Consider the following 26,341-nt stretch of genomic DNA (forward strand, 5'->3'; position numbering starts at 1 on the left):
CGGCTCCGGCGGTTCGGCTGGGGAATCAAAAGGGGGTTGGCGATGAAAAGAAACTTCATTTTAGGGGCATGTTTCCTATTATTGATGAGCGTTTCCGGATATGTCACCTTTCATACCGCCCGGGCGGTAACGGCCAAGGCGGCGCGGAGCTATTCAGGTTACCTGGTCTGCCAGTCCTGCGCCGGAGCGAGCCGCGGCGAGGCCGCCGACGGGACCCGTGTGCCGGAGCATCCCGAACTGCATACCGTGGCCTGCCTGCGCAAGCCCTTCTGCATTGCGTCGGGCTACGGCATCTTCATCAGGGGCCGGGACGGCAAATACGTCTATTATAAGCTGGACCAGAAGGGCAGCGCTCTCGCCTATCAAAACATCGTGTCCAAGACCGTCCGCGCCGACCATCTGCGGGTGGAAGTCATCGGCAGCCTGCAAAACCGGATCATCGTCACGGAGAACGTCATCGAAAAATAAGTCGTGCCATAACCCCGTGGCTCAAAAAGGTCTTGTTCCAACAAGGCCTTTTTTGAGCATTGAGCCGGATCCCGGACCGGTGACGCTTGCTTCTCAATTTCTTCGCGTTGATCCACGCTTCTCCTGCAAAATTTCCGTAAGTTTCCGACAATTGACGGATCTTTTCCGCTCCGCACCAAGCTTCAGGGACCTGCCGCCCCCGGCCGGGCCCCGGTCGCCGCCTTCCGGGCGGCTGCGGCCCGGCATTGGGAAAACACAGCCCCGGGATAGGCCCTTCTCGCTCCGCTCCGGGGCAGGGATGCCTCGCGTTGGGGAACGGCCGCCCCGGTTCCGTATCTCCCCGCCCCATCCGGGGCGGCCGGTGCCCCGGATGGGGCGGAAGATTCCAGAGAAATGTTGGCGGGGGCGAAAGGTTTTGTCCGGGAAATCCCGAATATCATACCCAACCGGCAGCGGTTGCTCAGCGATCAACTGATATCGCACCGCCATTTCAATCTTTACGGAGTGGAAGCTTTCATGGACAATGAGATCCTGACCGTCAATGAAGTCGCAGAATATCTGCGGATGAATCCGATGACCATCTATCGCCTGGCGCAACAAGGCAAGATACCGGCCAGCAAGATCCTGGGCAATTGGCGTTTTCAACGCCAGGAGATCGAGGCCTGGATCAAGGCCCAGGAATTTCAGCCCTCGCGGCTGCTGGTAATCGACGATGACCCCGCCGTGGGCGCCGCCATCAAGGATTCGCTCGGCAAAAAACATGCGGTTCAGGTGGCGGGAAACGCCCGGGAGGCGCTGGCGGCGCTGGAGGCCAACCGTTTCAACCTGATCTTCCTCGATCTGAGCCTGCCGGAGGTCGACGGCCTGACCCTTTACAAGCAGCTAAAAGAACAGGGCGTCAACGTGCCGGTGGTGGTCATTACCTCTTCCACCGATTCCGCCCTCCTGGCGCAGGTGGTGGCGGAGGGGGCGCAATTCATTCTGAATAAGCCGTTTTCCAGCGACGAAGTCCGGCAAATGCTAAACTTTCTAAAGGTGTGAGCGCTTTGACGGTCTCCCGCAAAAAAGTACTCGTTTGCTTGAGTCTCTTCGCCCTCTTATGCCTGCTCGGCCTCGTCGGTTATCTGCTGTTTCTCCTGGACTCCCCGCGGTCCGGGCCGGCCCGGATCGGCATCGCCCTGAGCCCCACCCCGGCGAACCTCCGCTTTGTAAAAGGCCTCCGGGGCATCCTGGCCAAACAAGGCTATTCCAAGAGCGCCAATCCCCGTTTTCTGATCCGTGGTTACAACGATGCCGCCGGGGCCCGCCGGGCGCTCTCCCGATTCAGGCGGTCCGGCGTGGCGATGCTGGTCATCGCCGGCGACGATTCCATCATCGACCTCGCCCGGACCGGCGGCAGCCAACCGGTGGTCCTGGGCTTTGCGGACAATCCCGTCCGCGGACCCGTTCAACGGCGGATCGAGACCGCCGAAATGATCACCGGAGTCTCCTACTTCCCGCCGTACGAGCGCACCTTGGAGCTGAGCCGCAGGGTCATCGGCGACTATGCGGAGCTGACGGTGCTGCTGGCGGCGGAGGAGCCCTGGCCCGACCTGGACCGTTTCCAAACGGCAGCCCGAAAACTGGGTATCGCCGTCCGCCCCGTCCGGACCAGCCTCGCCGGGGTCAGCCGAACCATTGCCGGCCTGCGGGGCAAAACCGCTCTGCTGTATCTGCCGGCCCAGTCCCTCTGGATCGCCAACCGCCGGCTGATCGGCTCGGCGCTGGAGAATGCCGGACTGCCTGCGGTCGGCAACAACCTGGCCTTTCGCGATCTCGCGGTGCTCACCGACTACGCCGAACCGGAGACCATGGGCGAGATCGCCGGCCAGATCATTATCAAGATCCAGCACGGCGCAATCCCCCGGTACATGCCGGCTGAATTGTCGGCCGATTATAAACTTGCGGTCAATCTGCGGCTCCTCTCCCGCTGCGGGTTGCCGATCCACGAGGATGTCTTGAGTTATGCGAATGAAGTTATTCGGTAAATTGTCCCAGCTCCATAGCAAACTAGTCCTGTATCCGCTGATCGGCTGCGCGGTGGGCCTGGGGCTCACGGTCCTGGCCACGGCCATCTCCACCAAGGTCTATCTGGACCGGTATCTGATGGAGCAGACCGCCGCCTACGCGCAGCAGATCGTCAAGGAGATCACCGCCACCGTCGAGCGGGATAAGGAGACCCTGGCCACCTTCGTCCTCTCGGACACCGTGCGCGATCTGCGCCGGACCGACCGCTTGACCGTCGCGCTGGAACGGTTGCTGAGCAAAACCCGCAACTTCCTGGAGGGATTCGTCATCGACTCCGGGGGGAAGACCGTGGCCGGAGTTTCGCTGATGCACAGCTTCAGCGACGGCTATCCCGACTTTGGGACCCAAGCCATCTACCGGGAAGCCCGCCGGGGCAAGATAGCGGTCTCCGGGTGGGAGAACCTCACCGAGAAATCCCGCCCCTACTGGCATATGGCGACGCCCATCGAACAGTACCCCGGCAAGATCATCGGCGTGCTGCTGGTCACGGTCGATCTGCGCCGCATCAACGATATCATCCTCACCTCCCAGGGGGCCAAGTACGGCGACCCCATCCTCATCGACCGTCAGGCCAGGGTCCTGGTCCACCTGGACCGTTCCAAGCTGGGCAGCAGTTGGGACCGGGCCGGCATCGCCCGGAAGCTGGCCGCCGGCCAGAGCGGCACCGCCAAATATCATGACCGGCCCGGCCGTTACCTGCTGGCCGCGTACCAACCGTTGCCGCCTTACGGCTGGGGCCTGATCGTCCAGATTCCTCCGGAACAAACCCTCTCGATCATCTGGAACCGCATGATCTTGCTCTTCGGCTTCATGGCCGGGATGATCTTCATCATCCTTGTCGTCTTCGTCTCCACTGAACTGCTGGCTTACCGGGCGGCGGGGCAGATCGTGACGCCGATCAAACGGTTGACCGAGGCCACGCAGCAGTTCGGCCGGGGCCGTCAGCTGGAATACCAGCCGGTAAGCGGGGATGATGAGATCGCCCAGCTCTCGGTCTCCTTTTATGACATGGCGTTGCAACTGACTGACTTCGAAAAGCAACGGGCCGGCTACATCTCCATGATCGCGCATGACTTGCGGAACCCGCTCTCCACCATCCAGGCGATCTTCCGCGATCTGCAACATCACGGGCTGGACGAGCGGCGCAAGGCCGAAAACCTGGCCGCGATCACACTCAAGTTGGAGCAGGTCAACCGGATGGTCAATGACCTGCTGGAGTTTTCCCGGCTGGACCTGGGCCAGGTCCGGTTCGAGCCGGAGCCGGTCAGCGTGCGCTATCTCTGCCAGGATGTCATCGCCGGCTATCTGGAGCAACGAAACAGATTTCAAATGCGGCCGTTTCCCGAGACCCTCTGCGTCTGGGCCGACCCCGTCCGTTTGCAACAGATCTTGCAAAACATCTTGGACAACTGCCTCAAGTATACCCCGGCGGGGAGCGCGGTCGTCATCGACTGCCGGGCGGAGTCCGGCCACGCCCTGATCACCGTCAGCGATTCGGGGGACGGCATTCCCGAGGCGGTGTTAGCCAACCTCTTCAAACCGTTTCAAAGCGGTTCCCCGCAACAAAGGACCAGTTACGGTCTTGGCATCGCCATTGCCAAGAAACTCGCCCTAGCCATGGGCGGCGACCTGTCCGTCCAGTCCGTTTCGGGCCAAGGAACCACCTTCACCATCCGTCTGCCGCTCCATTTCCCCCAATAAACTTCGGGTATTTTTCACAAACTGACATTATCCTGCCATGATTGGTTACGCCAATCCGTTCTATGCCCAATTTTCCCCAACCCAAATGGCCGCATATCCTCATGCAACGACTTCATCTGTAAGACAGATGTTATATAGTTGTTTTGTATTCTGTATATCTAACATATTTTAGTTGAACTGATGTAATGTTTATGTTAGAATAGGCTCAGTTATATTCTATTATACTTTCATATACTTACTTATCATCAATTTATACTTTGCCCGGGCGAGGTGATGTCATCGTTCATAGCGGAAGACTGGTAAGAACTTAGAATGAATAAGGAGTTGATCATGATGCGTTTTTCTCTGTCCAAAGGGACTCTCTCCAAAACGATGCTTTGCGTAATCGTCAGCCTCGTGTTAGTGGCGCTCTTGGCTTCACTGGCGCTGGCCAATGACCCGACCGGGGCCGAGACGCTAAAGAAAGATCCCAATGCTCCGGTCAATTTTACCTGGACAATGGTCTGCGGTTTCCTGGTCGTGTTCATGATGACCGGATTCGCCATGGTGGAAACCGGCTTTACCCGGGCCACCCACGCCAATAACACCATGCTGATGAACTTGATGGTGTGGGCCTTCGGGACCTTGGGCTTCTTCTTCGTCGGCTTCGCGCTGATGTTCGGCGGCGTGGGGGGCGCATACGCCGATCTCTCCAAGATGCTATCGATCACCATCGGCGGCAAGACCTGGAACCTGCTGGGCGGCACCGGATTCCTGCTGTCGGGGAAGGCCTATGATGTCAGCATCTTTATGCTCTTCCTCTTCCAGGCGGCCTTTATGGACACCGCGGCCACCATTCCCACCGGGGCCATGGCCGAACGCTTCAAATGGAGCAGTTTTATTGTTTACGGTTTTCTGATGGGCGGCATAATCTATCCGATCTTCGGCAACTGGGCCTGGGGCGGCGGCTGGTTATCGCAGCTGAGCCAGATCGGGCTGGGCGCCGGTTACAAAGACTTCGCCGGTTCGGGCGTGGTGCATGCGGTCGGCGGCGTGACCGCCTTGGCCGGCGCGATCATCCTCGGGCCGCGCATCGGCAAGTTTGTCAAGGGTAAACCGGTGGCAATGCCCGGCCACGATCTGGGCTTGGGCGTTATCGGAACCTGCATCCTCATCTTCGGCTGGTTCGGCTTTAACGCCGGCAGCACCATGGCAGCCACCGACCTCCGCCTGGCCATTGTCGCGACCAACACCATGATCGCCGGGGCGGCCGGCGGTTTGACGGCAATGCTCTACATGATGAAAAGCACCGGAAAACCGGATACCAGCATGTCCTGCAACGGCGTCCTGGCCGGATTGGTGGCCATTACCGCTCCTTGCGCCTATGTCCCGGCCTGGGCGGCCTTCCTCATCGGCGCGATCGCCGGCGTCCTGGTCTGCGCCGCGGTCTGGTTCGTGGAGAACGTGCTGAAACTGGACGATCCGGTCGGCGCCGTCTCGGTCCACGGCGTGAACGGCATGTGGGGCGTTTTGGCGGTCGGCCTGTTCGCCGACGGTTCTTACGGCGGAGTGAAGGGATTGCTGCTCAACGGCGACTGGGGCCAGTTCGGCGCGCAATTGGTGGCCCTGGCGACCTTGTTGGTGATCATCTTCCCCTTTGCTTTCCTGGTGTTGAAGATTCTCGACTGGACCATGGGGCTCCGCGTCTCCGCCAAGGACGAATTGGCCGGATTGGATATGCCGGTCCACGGCGCGCTCTGCTATCCGGAATTCCAATTTAGCTCGTTGGCTGTGACGCAAACCTTCCCTGAGGAAAATGTGAAGCTGGCCCCGATTGCCACTCCCGCAAAATCGGTGGCCAAGGAGGCGTAAGCGATGATTAAAATTGAAGCGATCGTCAGAACCAGCCGTTTTGAAGCGGTAAAGGACGCCCTGACCCAGATCGGCATTCAAGGCATTACCGTTTCCGAGGTCAAGGGTTGCGGCAAGCAGAAAGGCGCCGTGGAACATTACCGCGGTTCCGAATATGAGATCATTCTGCATCCCAAAGTAAAGATCGAGATCGTGACCGTCAAGGACAACATGGATAAGATCATTGCCGCCATCGAATATGGCGCGCGCACCGGCGAGATCGGGGACGGCAAAATCTTCGTATCGGAGATTATCGAAGCCGTTCAGGTACGGACCGGCCAACGCGGCGTCGGCGTGCTTTAATTCGGTGACTCAAGCGACGGCTACCGGGGCTCTTACCCCGGTAGCCGTCCTGCAATCGCAGCGTTCGCCGTTCTCCGCTCGCGCGGACGTGAAATAAGGTGGAATCGGATATGAGTCAGGATCAATTCAGCAAATCGGAGCCGTTGCCGCCCAATCCCGCCGCGATCGCGCGCCTCCTCCAACGGACGGGCCGGCGCCTGCCGCAGAATGCCGCCGAGCCGGCGCTGGCGATCTTCGGGCAGTTTCTGGGGAACGACGCCGCTCCGGCGCGGCCGGTCTTTCCGAAATTCAACCGCAAAGAGACGCGGCATAAGATCACCGCGATCCTGCTGCAATTATGCCTGGAGCATCCCGAATGGAGCTGCAACCGTTTGACCCAGGAACTGCGCGACCGGAACGTGATCATCAGTGCCAATTCGGTCTACGCCATCCTGGTCGAGCACCAGCTGAGCACCAAACGGGAGCGGCTGGCGAAGCTCCAGGAGAAGCTGGCGGAGGACAGTCCCGATCTCACGCCGCTGCAGATCGCGCTGCTGGAAAAGATGAATATCTGGTTCAAAGAGCGAAATTTCCGGGGGGTCCGGCCCGGGGAGGTGTTGGCCCAGGACACCGCCTATGTGGGCAATTTTAAGAACCTGGGCGAGATCCATCTGCAAGCGGTGATCGACACTTACAGCAGCTACGCTTTTGGCCTTTTGAATCCCGACAATCGCGCCGAGCATTCGGTGGCCATCCTGCACAACCAGGTGTTGCCGTTCTTTCGCCGGCTGCATCTCCCGGTGGCCCTGATCGACACCGATAAAGGCCGCGAATACAGCGGCAAGGAAGATCATCTCTACGGCATGTACCTGAAGCTCTGCGCCATCGAACAGCGCCGGACCGGCTCCAAACAGTTCCCGCCCCACAGCTTCATCCGCCGCTTTCAGACCATTGCCATCAGTGAGTTCTTTGAAAAGATCGACCGGGCCGGCTTCGTCAGCGTCGCGCAGTTGCAGTCGGAATTCAACGATTGGCTGTACCGCTATAACCACATCTATCCCTTCCAGGGCTACCCCAATATGGGCCGGTCGCCGGTGGCGCTGATCCAGAAGCATCTGGAGGGCAGGGCGGCTCATGCTGCCGCTCCGGACCGGCCTTAGTCCCCGCTTCGCCCAGGACGTTTCCCGCCGCGCCTGCCCCGCCGCAACAAAAAAGAGCGAGACAGGCTCGCCCTTTCAAGTCGCTGCCAAACGACGCGCATCGCCCGGCCGTGCTTCAATCCTTACAATCTGGCCTCCAGCTTTTCCTTTTCCGCCTCGTAACCCGGTTTGCCGAGTAGGGCGAACATGTTCTTCTTATAGGCTTCCACGCCCGGCTGGTCGAAGGGGTTGACCGCATTCAGATAGCCGCTGATGCCGCAGGCCTTCTCGAAGAAGTACACCAGCTGGCCGAAGCAGTACGGGGTAAGCTCCGGCACCCGCAGCACCATGTTGGGCACTCCGCCGTCGGTATGGGCCAACAGCGTCCCCTCGAAGGCCTTCTGGTTGACGTGCTCCATGGTCTGGCCGGACAGGAAGTTCAAGCCGTCGATGTTCGCGGGATCGTGGGGGATCGCCAGCGACCGGCGGGGCTTCTCCACCCAGAGCACCGTCTCGAAGAGATCGCGCCGGCCCTCCTGGATGTACTGGCCCATCGAATGTAGATCGGTGGAGAAGTCGACCGCCGCCGGGAAGATGCCCCGGCCGTTCTTGCCCTCGCTCTCGCCGAAGAGCTGTTTCCACCATTCGGCGAAATAATGCAGGCCCGGCTCGTAGTTGACCAGGATCTCCAGGGTTTTTCCCTTGCGATAGAGCGCGTTCCGGACCGCCGCGTACTGGTAGGCCGGATTCCGGGCCGGATCCTCGGCGCCGTACTCTTTGCGGCCGGCCGCCGCGCCGTCCATGATCGCCTGGATGTCCACGCCGCTGGCGGCGATGGGCAGGAGGCCCACCGGGGTCAGCACCGAATATCTCCCGCCGACATCGTCGGGGATGACGAACTGGGTGTAGCCCTCGCTGTCAGCCAGCTGTTTCAGGGCGCCCCTGGCCCGGTCGGTGGTGGCGTAGATCCGCTGCCGCGCTCCGTCGGCGCCGTACTTCTTGACCAGCAGGTCCTTGATCAGCCGGAAGGCCACCGCCGGCTCGGTCGTGGTGCCGGACTTGGAGATGACATTGACCGAGAAATCCCGCTCGGCCAGGATCTCCAGGAGTTCGGCGGTATAGGTCGGACTGATGGTCTGCCCCAGGTAGAAGATCTGCGGGAATTGGCGCCGTCCGGCCCCGAACTGCTGGACGAACGAATGATTCAAAAGCTCGATGGCTGCCCGGGCGCCCAAGTAAGAGCCGCCGATGCCGATCACCACCAGGGCTTCGGAGGTCTCGGCGATCCGCCGCGCCGCCGCCCCGATGGCCTGAAATTCATTTTTGTCGTAATTGACGGGCAGGTCCACCCAACCCAGAAAGTCGCTGCCCGCGCCGCCGCCTTCATGCAGCAGCCGGTGGGCCAGCCGCACCTGCCCGGCCATATTGGTCAATTCCTGTTCCTCGAGGAAAGGACCGATCTTCGAGAGATCCAAACGGATTGTCTCTGCCATCACTACCACCTCAACATCATCTGTCGCCTTTTTTTGAAGTGTATTCGATTCTCTCCCTAGCTTTCCCTCCATTGGCAACAATTTATCGCCTGATTTTAACAATTCGGAGAACAGTGCCTTCAGCCGGGCGCTTGCCGCCGGAGCGGCTTTTTGGGGAGTTTTGGAAAAAGAGCGGGTATGGTATAATCTTACTCCAAAAAGCCATCGGTTCCGAAAACGCCGCGAGGCCGTTCCCTATGAAGGGTTTAACCGGTGAAGGACGGGAAGATCTGGGATGGAGAATGAATATATCTCACGCATCAACCAAGCCATCGATTACATCTATATAAGTTGAATTAAATTTTCAAATAAGCATCATGTCCCTAAAGCCGGCCATGATGGAAAAAATAAGGAATTTAATTCAACTTATTACCGCAGTAATAGGATGAAATAAATTCCGTTTTGATTCCATTTGCATTCGGCCTTAGGAATGCAAATCTTATTAAAGAAATTTATTTCATCCTATCTATCACAACCTGGACCGCAATCTAACGTCGAGGAGATCGCCGAACACTGCTGTTTTTCAAAGTACTATTTCAACCGCGTCTTTAAGTCGGTGGTCAATGACAGCATCTACGCTTTCATCAAGCGGGTCAAGTTGGAGAATGCCGCCTTTAAATTGCGGACCAAAAAACGCAAGCCCATCACCGATATCGCCTTTGAGGTCGGTTACAGTCCCTCCAATTTCGCCGCGGCCTTCAAAGCTGGGCGATGAACCTCGAATACCGGCGGTTCATCGGCAATTACCGCGAAGGGCTCCGCCAAGCATGGTGCGACTTCTGCGCGGCAATGGCCGGAAAGTATCCGCTCGGCCCCAATACCCAATTCATCGGTATCTCGTACGACGACCCTTTGATCGCCGACGAAAACCGGTACATCTACGACATGTGCCTGCCGGTGAACGAAGTCAGCTGCATCCATATTCACAGAATCCCGGCCGGTGATTACGCCTGCTATGAGTTTCACGACCGGTTGGAGAATCTGATCACCGGCTTTAACCGGTTATTTGCGCTATGGATGCCTTTCTGCGGGTATGATTTGGACGACCGGCCCTGCCTGGAGCTGTACCGGTCCGGCTTGGACGACACGGGCCGAATTCATCTGGAGATCTGCGTTCCGCTCCGTAAGTAACTGAGAATCCGCCTTCGATCCGCAGGAAACATGCGCCGGACGATGGCACGCCGCCGATCCTGAGACTGCTGGCGGTGGCCTGCCAAACGGCCCTCGCCGTGGGGGCGTTCATCCTCTGCCTGGCGCTATGGGCCGGCAATGGCATGGTCAAGATCTTCGCCGGAGCTAACCCGGAGTTGCAGCAACTCGCCGGCGCCGGGCTGAAGCTTTATGCGACCTCGTTTGTGCTGAGCGGATTCAATATCATCGCGGCGGCCTATTTCACTTCGGTCGGCGCAGCCGGCCGCGCGGCAACCGTCTCCATCCTGCGCAGCCTGGTCTGGGTGAGCCTTCTGCTGTGGATACTCCCCGGTTGGCTTGGGAATGCCGGGATCTGGCTGACCGTGCCCCTGACGGAGCTCCTCACTTTCTTCATGGCATACCCTTGGGTACGAAGATCGGGCGCCATTCTCCGGTCCGGATGGGAGGGAGAATATTCCGTCTGAGGCTCCCCGGCAGTTCGATTCGTTAGAGATTTTGGAACGGCGCCTCCGTCCTCCCCTAGGGCATTCCTCCCGTCAGCGGCCCTCACGGGCCAGGCAGCGGTACTCGTCCGGGGTCATCCCGGTATATTTCTTGAAGACCTTGGCGAAATAGTTGCTATTCTCGAAACCGATCAGCTCGGCCGTTTCGTAGACCAGCCTGCCTTGGCGCAGGTATTCTTTGGCCAAATCCACCTTGAGCCCGGTCAGATAGCCGACGAAGTTGCGGCCGACCTCCCGCTTGAAGAGGCTGCTGAGATAGGCTTCGCTGACGTTGAGCGCCGCGGCCAGTTCCGCCAGGGTGAGATTCTTGTCCTTGTGGGCCTCGATATAGTCGATGGCTTTCCCGACCAGTTCCGAATGGCGGGATTCGGCCTTTCCGCGGAGATAATCCAGGTAGACGGGGAGGAATCCGGCGAACCAGGCGGCCAGATCGTCCAGGAACTCCAGCTCCATCAGCGTTTGATGGTGCTGGCGGCTCTGATCGAACTCCAGCTCGCCGATGTCCCCCTGAAAAAATGCGGCCGTCCGCGAGAAGACGCCCAGCAGATCGAGGGCCGCCCGCCGCACCGCCTCGGGGTGGATATTTCCGGCCTGCCGCGCCTGGGCGAAGACTCCGGCGATCAGGCGGGACGCTTCGGTGTTCCGGCGCAGGGTCAGGGCATCCTCCAGCGACCGGATGAACTCCGGGTTCCCGAGGCGGAACTCCCGGACCTCATCCCCTCCGAGGTCCTCGGGGATCCGGAGCGCTGCGCCCGGCCCCAGATAAAATTTGGCGGTCCCGATCCGCCGGGCCAGGCCGTAGGCTGCGGCGAACTGCTCCGCGCCGGCGTAGGCCGGACCGATGCCGATGGATACCGAAATGTTCATATTGGCCCCGATCTGCCGCTGCAGGGCGGCGACGAACTCCCGGTCGCAGGCGGCGGAGCGTACGGCGATCCCGAACTCCCGTTCCTCGATCTGAAACACCGCCCCGCTCAGCTGGAACGATTTTAAGACTTGTTCGCTCATGCCGATCACCGCTTGCTGAAAGGCCGCCTGATTCCGGTGCTGACGGCGGATCCGCCGGTAGCCGTCCAGGCTCAGGCAGAGCGGCCAGCCCTGGTCCAGCCGGATCCCGGCGGCGTTCTCCTCATCCGGGAGCGGCGCGGGCCGCTCCTGCTGCAGGAGGCCGCGGAAAAACTCGTTCTTCTGCAGCAGGCGGCTTTTGGCCGCGCCGGTTCCCTCGGCCGCCGGCCGGGGGCCGCGTCCGGACTCCTCCCCGGGGAGCCCCTGGTCCCGGACGGCGTTGAGGACTGCCAGGATCTCGTCGGCCTTGATGGACAGTTTGCGGATGTAATCCACCGCGCCCAGCTTCATCGCTTCCTTGACCGTCTCGAAATCCTCATAGCAGCTGAGAACGATGATGCGGATCGCCAGATTCCGCTCGCGGATCCGCCGGATCAGCTCCAGCCCGTCCATCCGGGGCATCTTGATGTCGGTCAGCAGAATATCCGGCGGTTCGGCGGCGATCCGTTCCAGGGCCTCCACCCCGTCCCGGGCATCCTCCAACAGCTCGAAGCCGTGTTTCGCCCAGTCGATGTAGGATTTCAGGCCCACCCGGACCAGGAGTTCATCATCGACGATCAATACTTTCACCATGGTTCAACTCACGCTCTCTTCGGTAATGAGCGGGATCAGCACCTGGACGGCGGTCCCCTCGTTCAACTCGCTCTGCACCGTGATCCCATAGGGCGCGCCGAATTTCAAGCGCAACCTTTCATGCACGTTCTTCAGCCCGATCCGCGAGAACCGGCCTTGATGCCGGTCCTCCCTGGCCAGCAGTTCGCTCAGTTTTTCAGGAGGAATCCCGCTCCCGTTGTCGCGGATCTCCAGCATTACTCCGGCGGGGGTAAGCTCGCCGGAGAGGATGATGATTCCGGCGCTGAGGCCGGCGATCCCGTGGATCAGGGCGTTTTCCACCAGCGGCTGCAGGGTGAACTTGGGAATCCGGTTATTCAAAATCCGTCCGTCGGCGATGCGGTTCTCGAAGCGGAAGCCCTCGCCATAGCGCATCCGCTGCAAGGCGATGTAGGAATGTAAGAGATCGATCTCCGCGGCGATGCTGATCATCTCGTCGTCGCGGTACAGGGTCGCCTCCAACAGCCGGCCCAGCTCGGTGATCATATTGGCGGTATGTTCGGTGCCGCTCATGGTGGCCAGCCATTTGATGCTGTTGAGGGTGTTGAAGAGGAAATGCGGATTGATCTGGGCCTGCAGCGCCCGGAGATGGGCCATCTCCTTCATCCTGGTCTCGGCCTGGATCTTCTTCATCAAGTCGTCCATCCGCGCGCTCATAGTGTTAAAGCTGTTGCCCAGATCGTTCAGTTCCTCGCAGGAATCGATCCGTACCTGCGCCGTAAAGTCCCCGTGCTGCAGCGCGATCATCTTGCGCTGCAGCTGCCGGATGGGTTGGGTCAGGTTGCGGGCGATGGCTATCGACAGCGCCACCAGCAATGCCAATAGCACCAGCTGCAAGAGGTAAACCTGTTTTTCGAGGCGATAGACTTCCTTCATCACCACGTCGTAGGGGATCAGATGGACAAAGGTCCAATTGGCCCGGTCGATGGGGTACGAATTGACGATGGTCTTCACCCGCCGGACGCGGATGACCGCCTGCCGCACATTATCGACATTCCCCAGTTGGTCCAGGATGCGGAGCTGATCGGACCGGCTGTAGCTCTGCGGATTGTCGGCGGAGATCACCCGCCGGTCTTTGTCCAGCAGCCAAACTGTGCCGAACTTGCGGTCGCCGCCGTGGTTGGTGTCCTTCCAGAAAGCAGTCTTGGGAATATAGATCACCAGCAGTCCGCTGCCGCCGGTGTTGCGGTTGCCCTTGATCAGCCGCGCGAAGGTGACTCCTCCCGCAGCCGCGGGATAATCCGGGAACAGCTCCCGGCCCTCGTTGCTCCAATAAGCCCGGCCGTTCAACGCCACGGTCCGCCGGAACCAGCCCGAGTTCCGGATGCGGCCCATGGCGGCGGCATCCAATTGGGAATAGGTATTGACCCGGTACACCCGCCCCGCGAAATCCAGCACCGCCATCTCGGCATTGAAGCTGTTCAGGACGGAGTTCTGAATCTCTTTCAAGCGGCCCGCCACCAGCCGGTAACCCTGATACACCCGCCAGGCGTCTTCCCTGCCGCCGCGCTCCGCGGCCAGCTGCCGTTCGATCTCGTCGCTGAGGCAGATGATGGTGGAGGAGGAGGTCACGATGTAAATGGTGTTGTTGATATTGTTGGTCATTTGGATCAGCATCTGGTGGACCGAGCCGTTCAGCTTCTCGACCAGGATCCGTTCGTAAAACTTGGAGACCATCAGAAAGATGCCGATGGTGGGGATGATGATCATCAGCAGGAAGGAAAGGATCAACCGGTTTTGAATCTTCATGGAGCGAAGCTTCGGCATTGGAATCTCCCCAAACGGCGGCATGATGGGAAAGCGGGTGTTCAAATTAAATTATAACACATCCGCATCCCAGCTACGATCATCCTCCGGACTTGGCAATGGCTTCCCTCAGGTATCATCATTATTCGGGCGTTACATCAGCGACGCTTATCCGCATCCCGTCCGCTCCGGCAAATCCGGCGGCGATCAGCAAGCCCTTCTCACCCACCGCGTAACCGCTCTCCGTTGCCAGGCGTTCCTCCGGCAAGAGGGGCAGTTCCCCGTCCCGGTCGGAGCGGACGCTCCGGCAATCCCTATAGCCGTTTAACCTCACCCAATAACGGTGGGGCGACGGTCCGATGCCGATCTCCAGCCGGCCGCCGCTTACTTGGGCCGCCAGTTGGACTGCGCCTTTCTCGTCCCGCAGCTCATAAACAGCCCGCTCCCTCAGGTAAATATCGAGCAGGAGCCGCTCATCCGGTTTTTCGCCGACATAGTTCGTCGGCTCCGCCATGGGAATGATCGATCCCTCCCGCACGAATAACGGCAGCACCTCCAGCGGCGCGTCGTATTCCAGCCATTGCCGCCCCGGGTGGGCTTGCCCCGTCCAGTAATCCGTCCAGCGTCCCTCCGGCAGGTAGATGCGTCGCCGCCGGACGGCGCCGAGCACCGGCGCCACCAGGAAACTCCGCCCGAAGAGGTACTGGTCGTCCAGGGCATAGGTGGTCGGATCGTCCTGAAACTCCAGCACCAGCGGGCGGAGGAGCGGCAAACCCTCGGCCGCGCAGTGATGCGCCTCGGAGTAGAGATAAGGAATCAGGCTGTAGCGCAACCGCGCGTATTTGCGGTAGATCGCCTCCGCCGCCGCGCCGAAGTGCCACGGCTCCCGTTCGGTGGTGCCGTGAAACCGCACGTGCGAGGAGAACATCCCCAATTGCAGCCAGCGGATATAGACCTCCGGCTCCGGCCGGCCGAAATAGCCGCCGACATCATGGCTCCAAAAGGGGAATCCCGACAGCCCCAGGCTCAACCCGGCGCGCAGCGAATGGTAAAGCCCGTCAAAATCGCTCGAGGCGTCCCCGCCCCAATAGACCGGATAGCGCTGGCAGCCCGCGAAGGCCGAACGGCCCCAGATCAGCGCCTCCCCGCCCCACACCTCGCTGCAGGCTTCATATGCGGCCCGGTTATAAAGCAGCGGATAGAGGTTGTGCATCGCCGCGCCGGAACAGGCCGCATAATGGTAGGTTTCCCGCGCGTTCTCGCCGAAATCGGTCTTGATGACCCGGATCCCCAGCTGCAACAGGCGCTTGAGATAGCCCTGATACCAGGCAACCGCCTCGGGATTGCTGAAATCGATGATCGCCTCCCCGGCCCGTTCGGCCGGCTGCCCGTCGTCGTGGGCGGCGAAATAGCCGTGTTGCAGCCCCTCGGCGTAGAGCTTGCTCCGCTTGCCGATATAGGGCATCTGCCAAAGCGAGATCTTGAATCCCAGCCGTTCCAGCCCGGCGATCATCGCGGCCGGATCGGGGAAGCGTTCGCTGTCAAACTCAAAGTCGCAGACGCCTCGTTGCTTAAAGTAGTCCCAATCGATATGCAACACGTCGCAAGGGAGCTCCTTGGCCCGGATGGTGGCGGCCACCGTCTCCAGCTCCTGCCGGGTCCGGTAGCAATTGCGGCTCATCCAGACCCCGAAGGACCAGCGGGGTGGCACGGCGCTCCGCCCGGTGAGCCGGGAATAATGCCCCAAGATCCGCTTGAACTGAGGGCCGTACATGAAGAAGCAATCCCATTGGTCATCTTCGACCTCCACCGAATAGGCCTTGAAGAAATAACTGCCCATGTCAAAGCGGCTCCTGCAGCTGGAGTTGAGGAACAGGCCGTATCCCCTGCTGCTCATGAAGAAGGGAATGTTCTTATAGGACTTCCGGGTGGATACGCCCAGCGGATTCATCTGCCAAACCAGCACTTCCTGGCCGTTCTTGTCGAGCCGGGAGAAGCGTTCGCCGAAACCGTAAAAATGCTCGTCATAGGCCATCCGGACCGCCTCGGTGAAACAGCGCCGCCCCCGCTCCCGCTCGGCGGCCATGCCGAAGGGATAACACTCCAGTAGCGGATAGCTGGTGGCGGCGCGCTCCGCCGCCTCCGGGTCACTGCCTTCGCGCATCCCGGCCCGGGCGATTCCGGTCGCCGAATGCGGGTCCTCCTTGTACTGCTCATAGAGGACCGCGCCGTTCCGGTCGGCGATCGTCAGCTGCCACGGCTGCTTGGTGAGGCAGACCCGCAGGAGCGCCGTCTCGATGACCAGGAGCGCCCCGTCGTCGCGGATAGTGAAGGGCACCGCTGCCGACGGATAGTCGACTAGCATCGCGGTCTCCCGTTCGCGGACCGCGGTCCCGGGCTCCATCCGGATCCGGATCAGATCCTCGGCCAGGAAATCCAGGCGCACCGCCATCCGGACCCGCCCGCCGCGATCATGGATGCTCCGGTTCAGCTGATTGTAACTGAAGCGGAGCGCCGTTTTTTCACAGGCCAGGGCCATGCAATCCAAGAGGATTGCGTTCCCGTCCCGGACATAGCCGGTCAGCCGGTGCGGGATCAGCAGCTCCAGATCGGCTTCCTCTAGAAAGCTGCGCCGGAAGGGCTCAAATTCGGTGGCGTCGATCATCGTTCCGTCCCTCATCCCCAGATTTCAAGGCAATAAATCCAACCAGCGCACCTGGTACGGCTCCAGGCGGATCGCCAACACCCGCCCGTTCACCGGATACCCGGTCCCGTCCCGCGGATCGACGGCCTTCCCGCAAGCGTCCGGGCCGGCCGCTCCGAGATCGACGGTCACCGGCTGCTCGGCATCGCTGACATTATGCAGCGCCAGCACGGCCTGGCTCCCGTCCGGGCTCCGCCGCAACAGGGCGAAGACCGCCGCGCCGGCTTCCAGTACGATCTGTTCGCCCAAAGGATGGAAAGCCGCCCTGCTGCCGCGCAGCCGGATCAGTTCCTTGAAACCCTCCAATACCCGGCGGCGCAGCGAATCCGGCGCCGCCAGGTCCCGCTCCACCTCCGCCAAGCGGAGCTTCTCCCGGTTGATGCTGCGGGCCCGGCCGGTTTGCTCCACCCCGGCCTGATCGTTCCTGGAGCCCAGCAGACTGTGGATATAGATGGCCGGCAGGCCCCGCAACGCCAGCATGATGGCGTGGGCGCACAAGAAGCGGGCGATATTCAGCGCCTCGCCGGCCTGCGGATCGGCCAGCGCGTCGTAATAAACGATATTCAGTTCGTAAGGGCGGGTGGTGCCGTCCGGATTGTTCTTGTAGGAGACCCGGCCGCCGCGCGCCGTGACGGTGGCGATCATCCGTTCCAGCTCGTCCGGTTCCAGGATGCCGCTGGCCGGGAGCACCCCGATCCCGTCGTGGGAGGCCAGGAAGTTGAAGAAGGTAGTCTCCCCCGGCGGCGTCTCCAGGCCGGCCGCCCACCGGGTCAACCGCCGGGCGCTGCCGCTGTAAAAGGTGTGCAATAACAGCGGGGGCAGCGGAAAGTTGTACACCAGCTGCGCCTCATTGGCGCCGTCCCCGAAGTAACGGATATTCTCGCGGTGCGGCACATTGGTCTCGGTGATGAGCAGTGCCGCCGGAAGGACCAGGTCCAGGACGTCGCGCCACAGCTGAATCACCCCATGGGTCTCGGGCAGGCCCATGCAGGAGCTGCCGATCCGTTTCCACAGGAAGCCGATGGCGTCCAGCCGGATCAGCGAGGCGCCGTTCCGGACGTACTCCAGCAGCACCCCGGTCATTTTCAGGAGCACTTTCCAGTTGGCGTAATTCAGGTCGATCTGGTCGGCGCTGAAGGTGGTCCAGAGATGGACGGTGGACCCGTCCGCTTTGGGAAATGGGGTTAAGAGCGGCAGGGCGCGCGGCCGGAAGACCGCCGCCAGATCGGTCCCCGGATCGGCCGCGATGAAGAAATCGGCATACTCCGGGTCGCCGTTCAGGTACCCTTCGACCCAGCGGCTCCGGGCGGAGATGTGGTTGGCGACGAAGTCGAACATCAGCCGCAGCTCCTCTCCCAAGGCGCGCAGATCCTCCCAATCGCCCAGGGCCGGATCCACCGCCCGGTAATCGATGACGGAGAAGCCGTCGTCCGAGGAGTAGGGATAAAACGGCAGCAGATGCAGGGCAGTGATGGCCTCCCGCAGATATGCGGCGATGAAATCGCCCATAGTTTGCAGCGGCGAACGGTCCGGCCCGCCGCAGATGCTGTCGGCGTAGGCGATCAGCACCACATCGCGCTGGTCGATCCCGGCCCGAGTCCGCCGGGCGCAGCCGCCCTGAGCGATGGCCGCCCGGTAGCGGTCGATCAGCCGGTTCAGCTCCTTCTCGCACGCGGCGGCCGCGGCCGCGCCGTAGAGCCGCTCCAGTTTGGCGCGGAGGCCCGCGCGCACGGTTTGCTCATCAATCTGCCTCATCGGTTGCATCCTTCCTTCCCTTTGGGGAGATGTCATTCAGGCCGACCGGGGCATGAATGCCCCGGCTACAAGATGGAAGCCATCCTTTGGCTAAACTCCAGCGGAATGATTCATCCCCTTTAGGGCCCTTGAGGGTCCTTCCACCTTGTAGCCGGGTGATTTATCACCCGGTCGACATTCTTTCGACCCGGAAATTTTTACCGCAATGCTTGAACCTTTGGGAAATGTCCCATCCGGCGCCGGGCTCAGCCCTTGACCGAGCCGGCCGCCAGGCCCTGGACCAGATTCTGCTGGATGAAGCCGAAGAACAGCATCACCGGCACGCAGCTGATGACCGCCCCGGCCATCAGTTTCCCCCATTCGGTGGTGTACTCGCCGATGAAGGACTGCAGGCCCAGCTGAACCGTTCGCAATTCCTTGGTGTTGATGAAGGTGTTGGCGTACATGAACTCATCCCAGGAGCGGATGAAGGCCAGGATGGCGGTGGCGGCGATCCCCGGCTTGGCGATGGGCAGGATGGCCTTGACGATGGCCTGGAAACGGTTGCAGCCGTCCACAAAGGCCGACTCCTCCAGCTCCCAGGGGAGCGTGGCGAAGAAATTCTTGATATTCCAGATGCAGAACGGCAGGACGAAGGAGGTATAGACGATGACCAGCCCCGCCAGGGTATTGTTCAGATTCAGCCGTTTCATCAGGATGTAATAGGGCAATACCAGCAGGACGGCGGGGAACATCTGGGTGAAGAGCACCGCCAGCAGGATCTTGTTGCCGCCCCGGATCTTGAAACGGGTGAAGCCGTAGGCCGCCGTCACCGAGCAGACCAGGCAGATGAAGGTCGATGCCAGGGCGACCAGGGCGCTGTTCAGAAAGTAGCGGAAAAAATCGGCGTTGAACCAGACCGCCAGATAGTGCTGGAGATACAGCACGGACGGCCAGAGCCGGGCCGGGTCGAAGATCTCGGCCTCCGGCTTCAGCGAGGTCAGGATCACCCATAGAAACGGCACGATCGCCAGGGCGGTCATTCCGATGATATAGGCATAATTGCAAAACGCTCTCAGGTAGCTCTGCTCTTGTTCCATGGTCATCCCTCTTCCTTGGCCATTTTGACATAGACGGTGGTTAACGCGGCGATGATTCCGAAAATGATCGTCGAGATGGCCGACGACAGGCCGAAATCATAGTGCATGAACGCCTTGCGGTAGGCGTAGGTGAACAGGATCTCCGTCGAATTCAGCGGGCCGCCCTGGGTCATCAGCCAGACCGCGTTGAAATTGTTGATGGTCCAGATGGTCGTCAGGATGCTGGTGATGGCGATGGTGCTCCGGACCATCGGCAGGGTGATGCTCCGGAAGACCTGCAGCTTGCCGGCGCCGTCGATCCGCGCCGCCTCGTAGAGTTCCTCGGGAATGCCCTGCAGCGCGGCGAGGACCATGATCATGCAGAAGGGCATCCCCTTCCAGACGCTCTCCAGGATCACCGCCGGCAGCGCCGTGGCGATATTGCCCAACCAGGCCTGGGCCTCGGGGATCAACCCGGTCCGGACCAGTACCAGATTGACGATGCCGATCTTGGTGTCATACAGGAAGCGCCAGGTCAAGGCGGCCACCACCGAGGGCATCACCCAGGGAATGAGGATCATCAGGCGGAAGAACGGCCGGAAAAACAGCTTCTTATTCAGGACCAGCGCGGTGAGGATGCCGATCCCCAATTGCAACCCCAGGTTGCTGACGGTCCAGACCAGTGTGTTCCAGAGCGCCTTGTGAAAGATTTCATCTTGGAAGATGGCTTGGTAATTGCCCAGCCCGATGAATTTTCCAAACGCGGCGCCGCCCATATTCAGCAGGTTGTAATTGAGAAAACCCAGCGATAGGCCGTTCAATAGCGGATAGAGGGCCACCACCAGCATTCCGAGCACGGCCGGGGCGATGAGCAGATAGCCCTTCCAGTCGTTCCTGGGGATCGTCTTTGACCAATGAATCAATGAAAACTCCTCCGTTGCCGAATGAAACGTCCGGCGGTCCGGCGTTTCTTCGTCCACAAATATCGTAGCATGCGCGGGGGCGGGGCGATCGGGTACCGTTTCCGGCCTTTGCTACAGCATTTTGCCAAAGCCGCTTATGCTTTATCACAATGCTGTATTGCGAAGGGGAGGGCTGGCGCCCAATGTCATCAAGCGATGATTACATATCTTGGAATTTGATTTCAACGGTGCCTACGATGTAGACGATATGCGGGCCAACCGGGGCATGAATGCCCCGGCTACAAGATGGAAGTCCGAGTCAGGACGGCTAAAGGCAAGCGGCCAGGGATGGCAGTACGCGCAGCCCCTTCCGTGGCTAATTTTCAGCAAAATATTTTATCCTGTTTTTTAGGGCCTTTCAAGGTCCTTTCTCCTTGTAGCCGGGTGATTTATCGCCCGGTTGGCGTTCAATTTCGTCAGCTAAATTTTTCCACGATAGCTTGATCCTGAATCCGTGATCTCTTTAGACTGCCAGGGAAAACCGTAAGAACTCGCGACAACGTTTCGCCTGGTATAAAGGGATTCGCCACGGATTCAGGTTGATGACATTGGGCTGGCGCCCTCCCCTTCCGGCCGATCTAGCGATTGGACGAGGCGATGATCTCATTCAGGGTGCGTTCGCAGCGTTTCAAGGCTTCCTTGTAATCGGCGCCGCCGATGAAGACGGCGGTAAAGGCATCGCCGAGCGCCTTCTGCATATCCTCCCAGCGCTGAATGACCGGCCGGGCCTTGCCGTACTTGCCCTGGCCGACGAAGACCTCGAAGTAGGGGACCTGCTTCAGCAGCGCCGTCTCGTCAATATCCTTGCGGGCGCCGATCCGGAAATAATCCAGCAATACATTGTTCTGCCCCTTGGCAGTCAGCCAGCTGAGAAACTTCCAACTCGCCTCGAAATCCTTGGTGTTCTTGTTGATGCAGAGCACATAGCCGCCGAGCGTCGTGGCGTTGACCCGCCCCTTGGGCAGCGGCGCGATGCCGTAATCCAGGTTGGGGTTGCCGGCCCGGATGGCGCCGATGGCCCAGTCGCCGCAGAGCAGCATCCCCGCGTCTTCCTGGATGAAGGGGGCGAAGGTCTGATCCCAGGAGAGCGCCGCTTTGGAGCTTTCGGGGATTGCCTTGTACTTGGTGTGCAGTTCGGTGACGAATTTGAAGGCCTCCTGGCCGGATTTGTTATTCAGCACCACTTTCGGCTTGGCGCCCTTGGTGTCGATGATCGGATTGCCGTTCTGGAAGAAAAAGTTGCCGATCACGTAGCCGCCCAGGCTGTCCAGGGGCATGCTGATGCCGTATTTGCCGATGGCTTTCAGCTTTTTGACCGCTTCCGCCAGCTCGTTCCAGGTGGTGGGAGCTTGCGTGATGCCCGCTTTTTGGAACAGCTTCTTATTGTAAATCAGCGCGGTATTATTGGTGTACCAGGGCACCGAGTAGTAACTCCCCTTAAACAGGCCGGTCGCCACCGCGCCGTCCAGGAATTGCTTGCGCAGCGGTTTGAACTTCCGGTCCAGCTTGGCCAGGAGCCCCATCGCCGCCGCGTCCGGCACCCAGCCGGCATTGTCCAGGGACACGATGTCCGGGCCGCCGCCCGCCAGCGCGGAGGTGACGAATTTATCCTTGATATTGGTGGCCGGAACCGGTTCGATATTGACCCGGATCCCGGTCTCGCGCTGGAACTTCTCCGCCGCCTTGTACAACGGGGCGTCCGGCGTCTTGGTAAAGGAGTTGATGACCATCAGCGTGACTTCTTTTTCCGCGGCATGACAGGCTACCACCGCCGTCATCATGATCAGGGCCAACAACATTGCCAAAAACTTCTTCATTGCTTTGCCTCCCTTTGTCATTGCTTTCGGGCCGGATTTTTTGCAAACCGTTTCTGGAACCGGAATCATTGCGGGCGATTTCCCCGATTCGTCGGTTGAAACCAGCTCCTCCGGGCCTTCTTTTCCAGCCATCCGGCAGGGACGGAAAAGAAGTTGTAAAATCGATCTCAACTTATTGCCGCCGCAACCTGCGCGCTGCGGCTGCGGCCCGGGACGTTGCTCTTTCTGTTACAAATTGTACACTGTTGTTTACCGTTTTTTAAGAAACAAACTTCACGGTTTACAGCATTTTTTATTTCCAGCCCCGCCCCGCCCGCCGGCCATGGAAAGATTTTTTGGCTGAATGAGTAAATTTTTTGACTCCATCGCCCGCCGCGGTCTCCGGGGAAGCCGGGGAACGCCTCCGTCCCGCTTCCCCGGTTCTCAAAAAGCTGTCCCGCCTCGCCTCGTCCCCATCCCGGCCTCCTAATATATCAGTCCATCCCCTCTCGTGTCAGGGATGGTCTTTGGTCCAACTAGGATATTCTTCATCCTTGTAAGGGATGCTCTGATCCGTGTTAGGGATGCCTCGATCCTTTCAAGGGATCCTTCGATCCTTGTTAGGTATGCCTCCCTCCGTGTCAGGGATGGTCTTCATCCTTGTAAGGGATCCCATGATCCGTTCAGCGGATCCTTTGATCCTTTCTTCCCGAAAGATCATCCTACCATCCCGAAGCCTTCGGGAACCTTCCCCAAGGTTCCGGGATAAAGGACCAAAGCTTCGGGATGCTTCCCCAAGCCTCCGGGAAAGAGGACGAATCCTTGGGGAAACATCCACGAAGCTTCGGGAAGCTTCCCCGAGGCTCCGGGATGAAGGACCGTCTTTCATCCTCGCCGGCGGAGAGCCGATCCCGGACGGACCGGACCCGCCGCAGCGGGCGGTCCCGCGGACTCTCGTCCCCCGGCGTCCTTTGAACCGGGTCCGGGGCAATCAAAAAGACGGGCGATCCCGTCTCTTTCGAAGGATGATGGCGGATGGTTCCGAGCCACTGGGCCCGCCGTACAGGGAAATAGGAAAGGAGTTTTCCCTTGGGCGAACCCGGTTTTCAAGCGAGCGGAATTTTGATGATGACAGCGGTTCCGAAATTGGGTTTGCTGATCACCCGCAGCCCGCTATCGGAGCCGTAATAGATTTGCAGACGCTTATGGGTGTTATAGACTCCGATATGTTGGGACGGTTCGGCAGCGGCGCCCAACTGTTTCCGGATCTCTTGGAGCTTGGCTTTGCTGATGCCGATGCCATTGTCGATCACCGATATTTTGAGACAGGCTTTGCAATGTTTCAACTTGATTTTGATGACTCCGCCGCCTTGTTCCTTGATGCCGTGGTAAATACTGTTTTCAATCAGCGGTTGCAAGAGGAGTTTGACGGTTTTGATCTGGAGATCGGCCTCATCGTATTCCCAGATGACCTCGAACAGGTTTTGATACCGGATCTGTTGGATCTCAATGTAACTGCGGGCATTCTTGATCTCCTCCGCCAGCGTCACCCGGTCGTTGGGGCGGCTTAACGAGTATTCCAGGATATCGGTGAGATTGGCGATCATCTGGTTGGCCTTATTGGGCTGACCGGTCAGATTCAAGACCTCCCAATAGATCGTATGCAGGGTGTTATAGAGAAAATGGGGGTTGATCTGCGATTGCAACGCTTTGAATTCACTGGCCTGAAGTTTGTATTTCCGTTCCGAGAGTTGAATCTTGAGATAATTCTGTTCGATAAATGTGGTTAACAGGCTTTGGATGATGTAGTCATATTCATCATGGGCCCGTTCGGGCAGCGGAGGCAGCGGGCTGCCCGACTTGGCCGCGTCGATGACCTTCAAGACGCGCTCCAGCTGGCGGTATTTTTTTCGGGTGATCGAATACGTCAGGGCCGTCCCCAACATCAGGGAGAGGATCAACAAAAAGACCGTGAAGGCGACCAAAGCGGAGAGCGGCTGGTAGAGCGATTGGTTGGGGACGATGGAGATATAGCTCCAACCATGCCGGTCGGAATGAATGACGGAGATGGAATAACGTTTCCGGTCGCTGACGATGGAGAAAAAAGCCTGCGGGCTCTGTTTGAACCGGCTGATATTCATGTTGGCGAGATAGGGCTGGGCGGCGTTTTGAAAGACAATCTCATCGGTTTCATCCAGCACCAAAATGGTTTGGTCCTTCAGGACCGCCAAATTCTTCAGGATATGATTGACATATCCGGGCAGGATGTTGAGGACGAGTACGCCGTCGCCGCTCAGCGAACCGGGCGAATAGAGTTTCTTCGCTATGGAGATGATGGCCGTATCCTTCGTATCCAGGGGATACTGCTTGATCAGCCGCTTCTTGCACCAGAAGTTATGCCGCGCTTTCATGGCGAAATAATCCGGGTACCAGGAGGTGTCGTCAAAGCGATCGAGATTGGACAGTCCTTGGGTGGAACTGAAAAAATTCCGGCCGCCCCGTTCAAAATAAATATAAATGGAGTAAAGGTAAGGTTTGGAATTGGCCGTGGTCTCGATGGTATTTTTGATGAAATCCAACGAGTCCAGCTCTTCCAAGCTGAGCGATTTCTTCGAAAGGATATCCTTCAAACGTTTGACGATTTTCGGATCTTTATCGAAATACAGGCCCAGGGAGTCGATTTCATTCAAGATGAGATCGACATTCGCTTTGGTCTGCGTCAAAAGGTTCAAATTGCTTTTTTCCAGATTGCTTTTGATGTTGCCCTGCAATAAGGCGAGGGCGAAGACGCCCAGAATCAAAAGCGGAGCCAGCAGCGGCAAGAGGAAAAAAACGAGGTTTTTCAAAAAATATTTTCGTGCCATCGCCGCCTCTTATCCCTCGGGAAGGTCCTTTCCCAGTTTGGCGTAACGGTAATCGCGCGGATTGACGCCGTAAAAACTCTTAAAGGTCCGGGCGAAATTTTTGGCATTAGTATATCCCACCATTTCGCTCACGGCATAGGTCTTCAGTTCATAGTCCATTAATAATTCGGCGGCTTTGGTCATCTTGATTTCGATGAGATAGTCGGAGAAATTGACGCCGGTTTTTTGTTTGAAGAGCTGGCTCAGGTAGGATGCGTTCAGATGGACTAATTTGGAGGCTTCCTCCAGGCTGGCCGCGGCGTAGTTGGCTTGAATATAGCTTTTGACCATCTCGACGATTTTGGCTTGAAAATCGGTGCTGTCGGAGGGTTTCCCGTCATTGCCGGCATGGAAGGTCGTTTCGAGCGCAATTCTTTGGGCGTCCAGCTCCTGTTTGAGCATTTGAAATTGGGTCATGATCTCTTCGTAACGCGCCGGTTTGACGATGTAATAACGCACTCCGAAAGTCAGGGCTTTTTGAGCATATTCAAAATCCCGGTAGCCGCTCAAAAAGATGATGGCCGGCCGCGGTTTGTGTTGGTAGAGTTCCTGCGCCAAATCGATCCCGGAAAGACCCGGCATTTTGATATCGCATAACACGACGTCAATTTTATTGTGGCGGATCAGGTCCAGGGCTTCGGCGCCGTTGCCCGCCTGGGCCGTGACTTCAAAACCAACCGTATTCCAGGGGAAACAGTTGCATAACGTGTTGCGCGATTCGGCTTCATCATCGACGACCAGCAGATGGTACATCCCGTATGCTCCAATGATGATCAATTTTTAATTTGGAAAGAAACGGTTACTTTGGCGATGGGCTTTTCTTTTGTTATTATACAATAAAATTACGCTAACTTTAAGGTTAAACCCGTTGCTTGGCAGTTCAAGAGGAGCATTCCAAAAAAATGATACCTTGGGCTTCCCTCGATTGAATAGACACAGAGTTAAGCGGATTTTCTTCGATTTTCAAAGAATTCCGGAGTAATATTACCAATGGAAGAATGAATGC

Annotated in this window: 20 protein-coding genes; 10 read left to right on the forward strand and 10 right to left on the reverse strand. The window is 59.0% G+C overall.

Features of this window, described 5'->3' with window-relative positions; all coding sequences use genetic code 11:
• Window positions 1-42 precede the first annotated feature (42 nt).
• The 7 genes from EDC14_RS22970 to EDC14_RS23000 all read left to right on the forward strand — a co-directional run bounded on the left by EDC14_RS22970 (window position 43) and on the right by EDC14_RS23000 (window position 7,568).
• Entirely contained in the window at window positions 43-468 is a 426-nt protein-coding gene (locus tag EDC14_RS22970; RefSeq protein ID WP_132016834.1) for a hypothetical protein, read from the forward strand.
• 393 nt (window positions 469-861) lie between these two features.
• Window positions 862-1,509: a response regulator gene (locus tag EDC14_RS26945; protein WP_165908252.1), complete on the forward strand. Its 648-nt coding sequence runs from the start codon at window positions 862-864 to the stop codon at window positions 1,507-1,509.
• 5 nt (window positions 1,510-1,514) lie between these two features.
• Window positions 1,515-2,495, forward strand: coding sequence for an ABC transporter substrate-binding protein (locus tag EDC14_RS22980; RefSeq protein WP_165908253.1), 981 nt, complete (start codon window positions 1,515-1,517; stop codon window positions 2,493-2,495).
• Window positions 2,473-4,236 (forward strand): sensor histidine kinase, encoded by a 1,764-nt coding sequence (locus EDC14_RS22985; RefSeq protein ID WP_132016838.1) that lies wholly within the window; start codon window positions 2,473-2,475, stop codon window positions 4,234-4,236. The genes EDC14_RS22980 and EDC14_RS22985 overlap by 23 nt, the downstream gene beginning before the upstream one ends.
• 333 nt (window positions 4,237-4,569) lie before the next feature.
• Window positions 4,570-6,087, forward strand: a complete 1,518-nt coding sequence (locus EDC14_RS22990) for an ammonium transporter (protein WP_424337429.1) — start codon at window positions 4,570-4,572, stop codon at window positions 6,085-6,087.
• Between the two features lie 3 nt (window positions 6,088-6,090).
• Window positions 6,091-6,429: a P-II family nitrogen regulator gene (locus tag EDC14_RS22995; RefSeq protein ID WP_132016842.1), complete on the forward strand. Its 339-nt coding sequence runs from the start codon at window positions 6,091-6,093 to the stop codon at window positions 6,427-6,429.
• A 110-nt stretch (window positions 6,430-6,539) separates the two neighbouring features.
• Window positions 6,540-7,568: a transposase gene (locus EDC14_RS23000; RefSeq protein ID WP_132016844.1), complete on the forward strand. Its 1,029-nt coding sequence runs from the start codon at window positions 6,540-6,542 to the stop codon at window positions 7,566-7,568.
• 122 nt (window positions 7,569-7,690) lie between these two features.
• On the opposite strand, the gene EDC14_RS23005 is transcribed toward EDC14_RS23000, so the two are convergent.
• A complete protein-coding gene (locus tag EDC14_RS23005; protein WP_132016846.1) occupies window positions 7,691-9,040 on the reverse strand; it encodes a glucose-6-phosphate isomerase in 1,350 nt (449 codons plus the stop codon).
• Between the two features lie 469 nt (window positions 9,041-9,509).
• Between EDC14_RS23005 and EDC14_RS23010 the strand changes: the two genes are divergently transcribed.
• From EDC14_RS23010 to EDC14_RS23020, 3 genes are all read left to right on the forward strand, one after another.
• Entirely contained in the window at window positions 9,510-9,794 is a 285-nt protein-coding gene (locus EDC14_RS23010; RefSeq protein WP_132016848.1) for a helix-turn-helix domain-containing protein, read from the forward strand.
• Window positions 9,791-10,210: an AraC family transcriptional regulator gene (locus tag EDC14_RS23015; protein ID WP_132016850.1), complete on the forward strand. Its 420-nt coding sequence runs from the start codon at window positions 9,791-9,793 to the stop codon at window positions 10,208-10,210. The genes EDC14_RS23010 and EDC14_RS23015 overlap by 4 nt, the downstream gene beginning before the upstream one ends.
• Before the next feature lie 74 nt (window positions 10,211-10,284).
• Entirely contained in the window at window positions 10,285-10,695 is a 411-nt protein-coding gene (locus tag EDC14_RS23020; protein ID WP_132016852.1) for an MATE family efflux transporter, read from the forward strand.
• 72 nt (window positions 10,696-10,767) lie between these two features.
• On the opposite strand, the gene EDC14_RS23025 is transcribed toward EDC14_RS23020, so the two are convergent.
• The 9 genes from EDC14_RS23025 to EDC14_RS23065 form a co-directional block, all read right to left on the reverse strand.
• Window positions 10,768-12,372 (reverse strand): response regulator, encoded by a 1,605-nt coding sequence (locus tag EDC14_RS23025; protein ID WP_132016854.1) that lies wholly within the window; start codon window positions 12,370-12,372, stop codon window positions 10,768-10,770.
• Between the two features lie 3 nt (window positions 12,373-12,375).
• Complete coding sequence (locus EDC14_RS23030; RefSeq protein ID WP_165908254.1) at window positions 12,376-14,178, reverse strand: cache domain-containing sensor histidine kinase; 1,803 nt, start codon at window positions 14,176-14,178, stop codon at window positions 12,376-12,378.
• A gap of 121 nt (window positions 14,179-14,299) precedes the next feature.
• Entirely contained in the window at window positions 14,300-16,822 is a 2,523-nt protein-coding gene (locus tag EDC14_RS23035) for a TIM-barrel domain-containing protein (protein ID WP_165908255.1), read from the reverse strand.
• A 24-nt stretch (window positions 16,823-16,846) separates the two neighbouring features.
• Window positions 16,847-18,616 (reverse strand): sugar phosphorylase, encoded by a 1,770-nt coding sequence (locus tag EDC14_RS23040; RefSeq protein ID WP_165908256.1) that lies wholly within the window; start codon window positions 18,614-18,616, stop codon window positions 16,847-16,849.
• 245 nt (window positions 18,617-18,861) lie between these two features.
• Window positions 18,862-19,695 (reverse strand): carbohydrate ABC transporter permease, encoded by an 834-nt coding sequence (locus tag EDC14_RS23045; RefSeq protein ID WP_165908257.1) that lies wholly within the window; start codon window positions 19,693-19,695, stop codon window positions 18,862-18,864.
• Window positions 19,696-19,697: 2 nt separating this feature from the next.
• Window positions 19,698-20,597 (reverse strand): carbohydrate ABC transporter permease, encoded by a 900-nt coding sequence (locus EDC14_RS23050; protein ID WP_132016864.1) that lies wholly within the window; start codon window positions 20,595-20,597, stop codon window positions 19,698-19,700.
• A 617-nt stretch (window positions 20,598-21,214) separates the two neighbouring features.
• Entirely contained in the window at window positions 21,215-22,453 is a 1,239-nt protein-coding gene (locus tag EDC14_RS23055) for a sugar ABC transporter substrate-binding protein (RefSeq protein ID WP_165908258.1), read from the reverse strand.
• Window positions 22,454-23,538: 1,085 nt separating this feature from the next.
• The gene (locus tag EDC14_RS23060) at window positions 23,539-25,296 is read right to left on the reverse strand and encodes a cache domain-containing sensor histidine kinase (protein WP_132016868.1); all 1,758 of its coding nucleotides are present in this window, start codon (window positions 25,294-25,296) and stop codon (window positions 23,539-23,541) included.
• Between the two features lie 9 nt (window positions 25,297-25,305).
• Window positions 25,306-26,088: a response regulator transcription factor gene (locus EDC14_RS23065; RefSeq protein WP_132016870.1), complete on the reverse strand. Its 783-nt coding sequence runs from the start codon at window positions 26,086-26,088 to the stop codon at window positions 25,306-25,308.
• Between the last annotated feature and the right edge of the window lie 253 nt (window positions 26,089-26,341).

This window comes from Hydrogenispora ethanolica (assembly GCF_004340685.1).
GTDB lineage: Bacteria > Bacillota > UBA4882 > UBA8346 > UBA8346 > Hydrogenispora > Hydrogenispora ethanolica.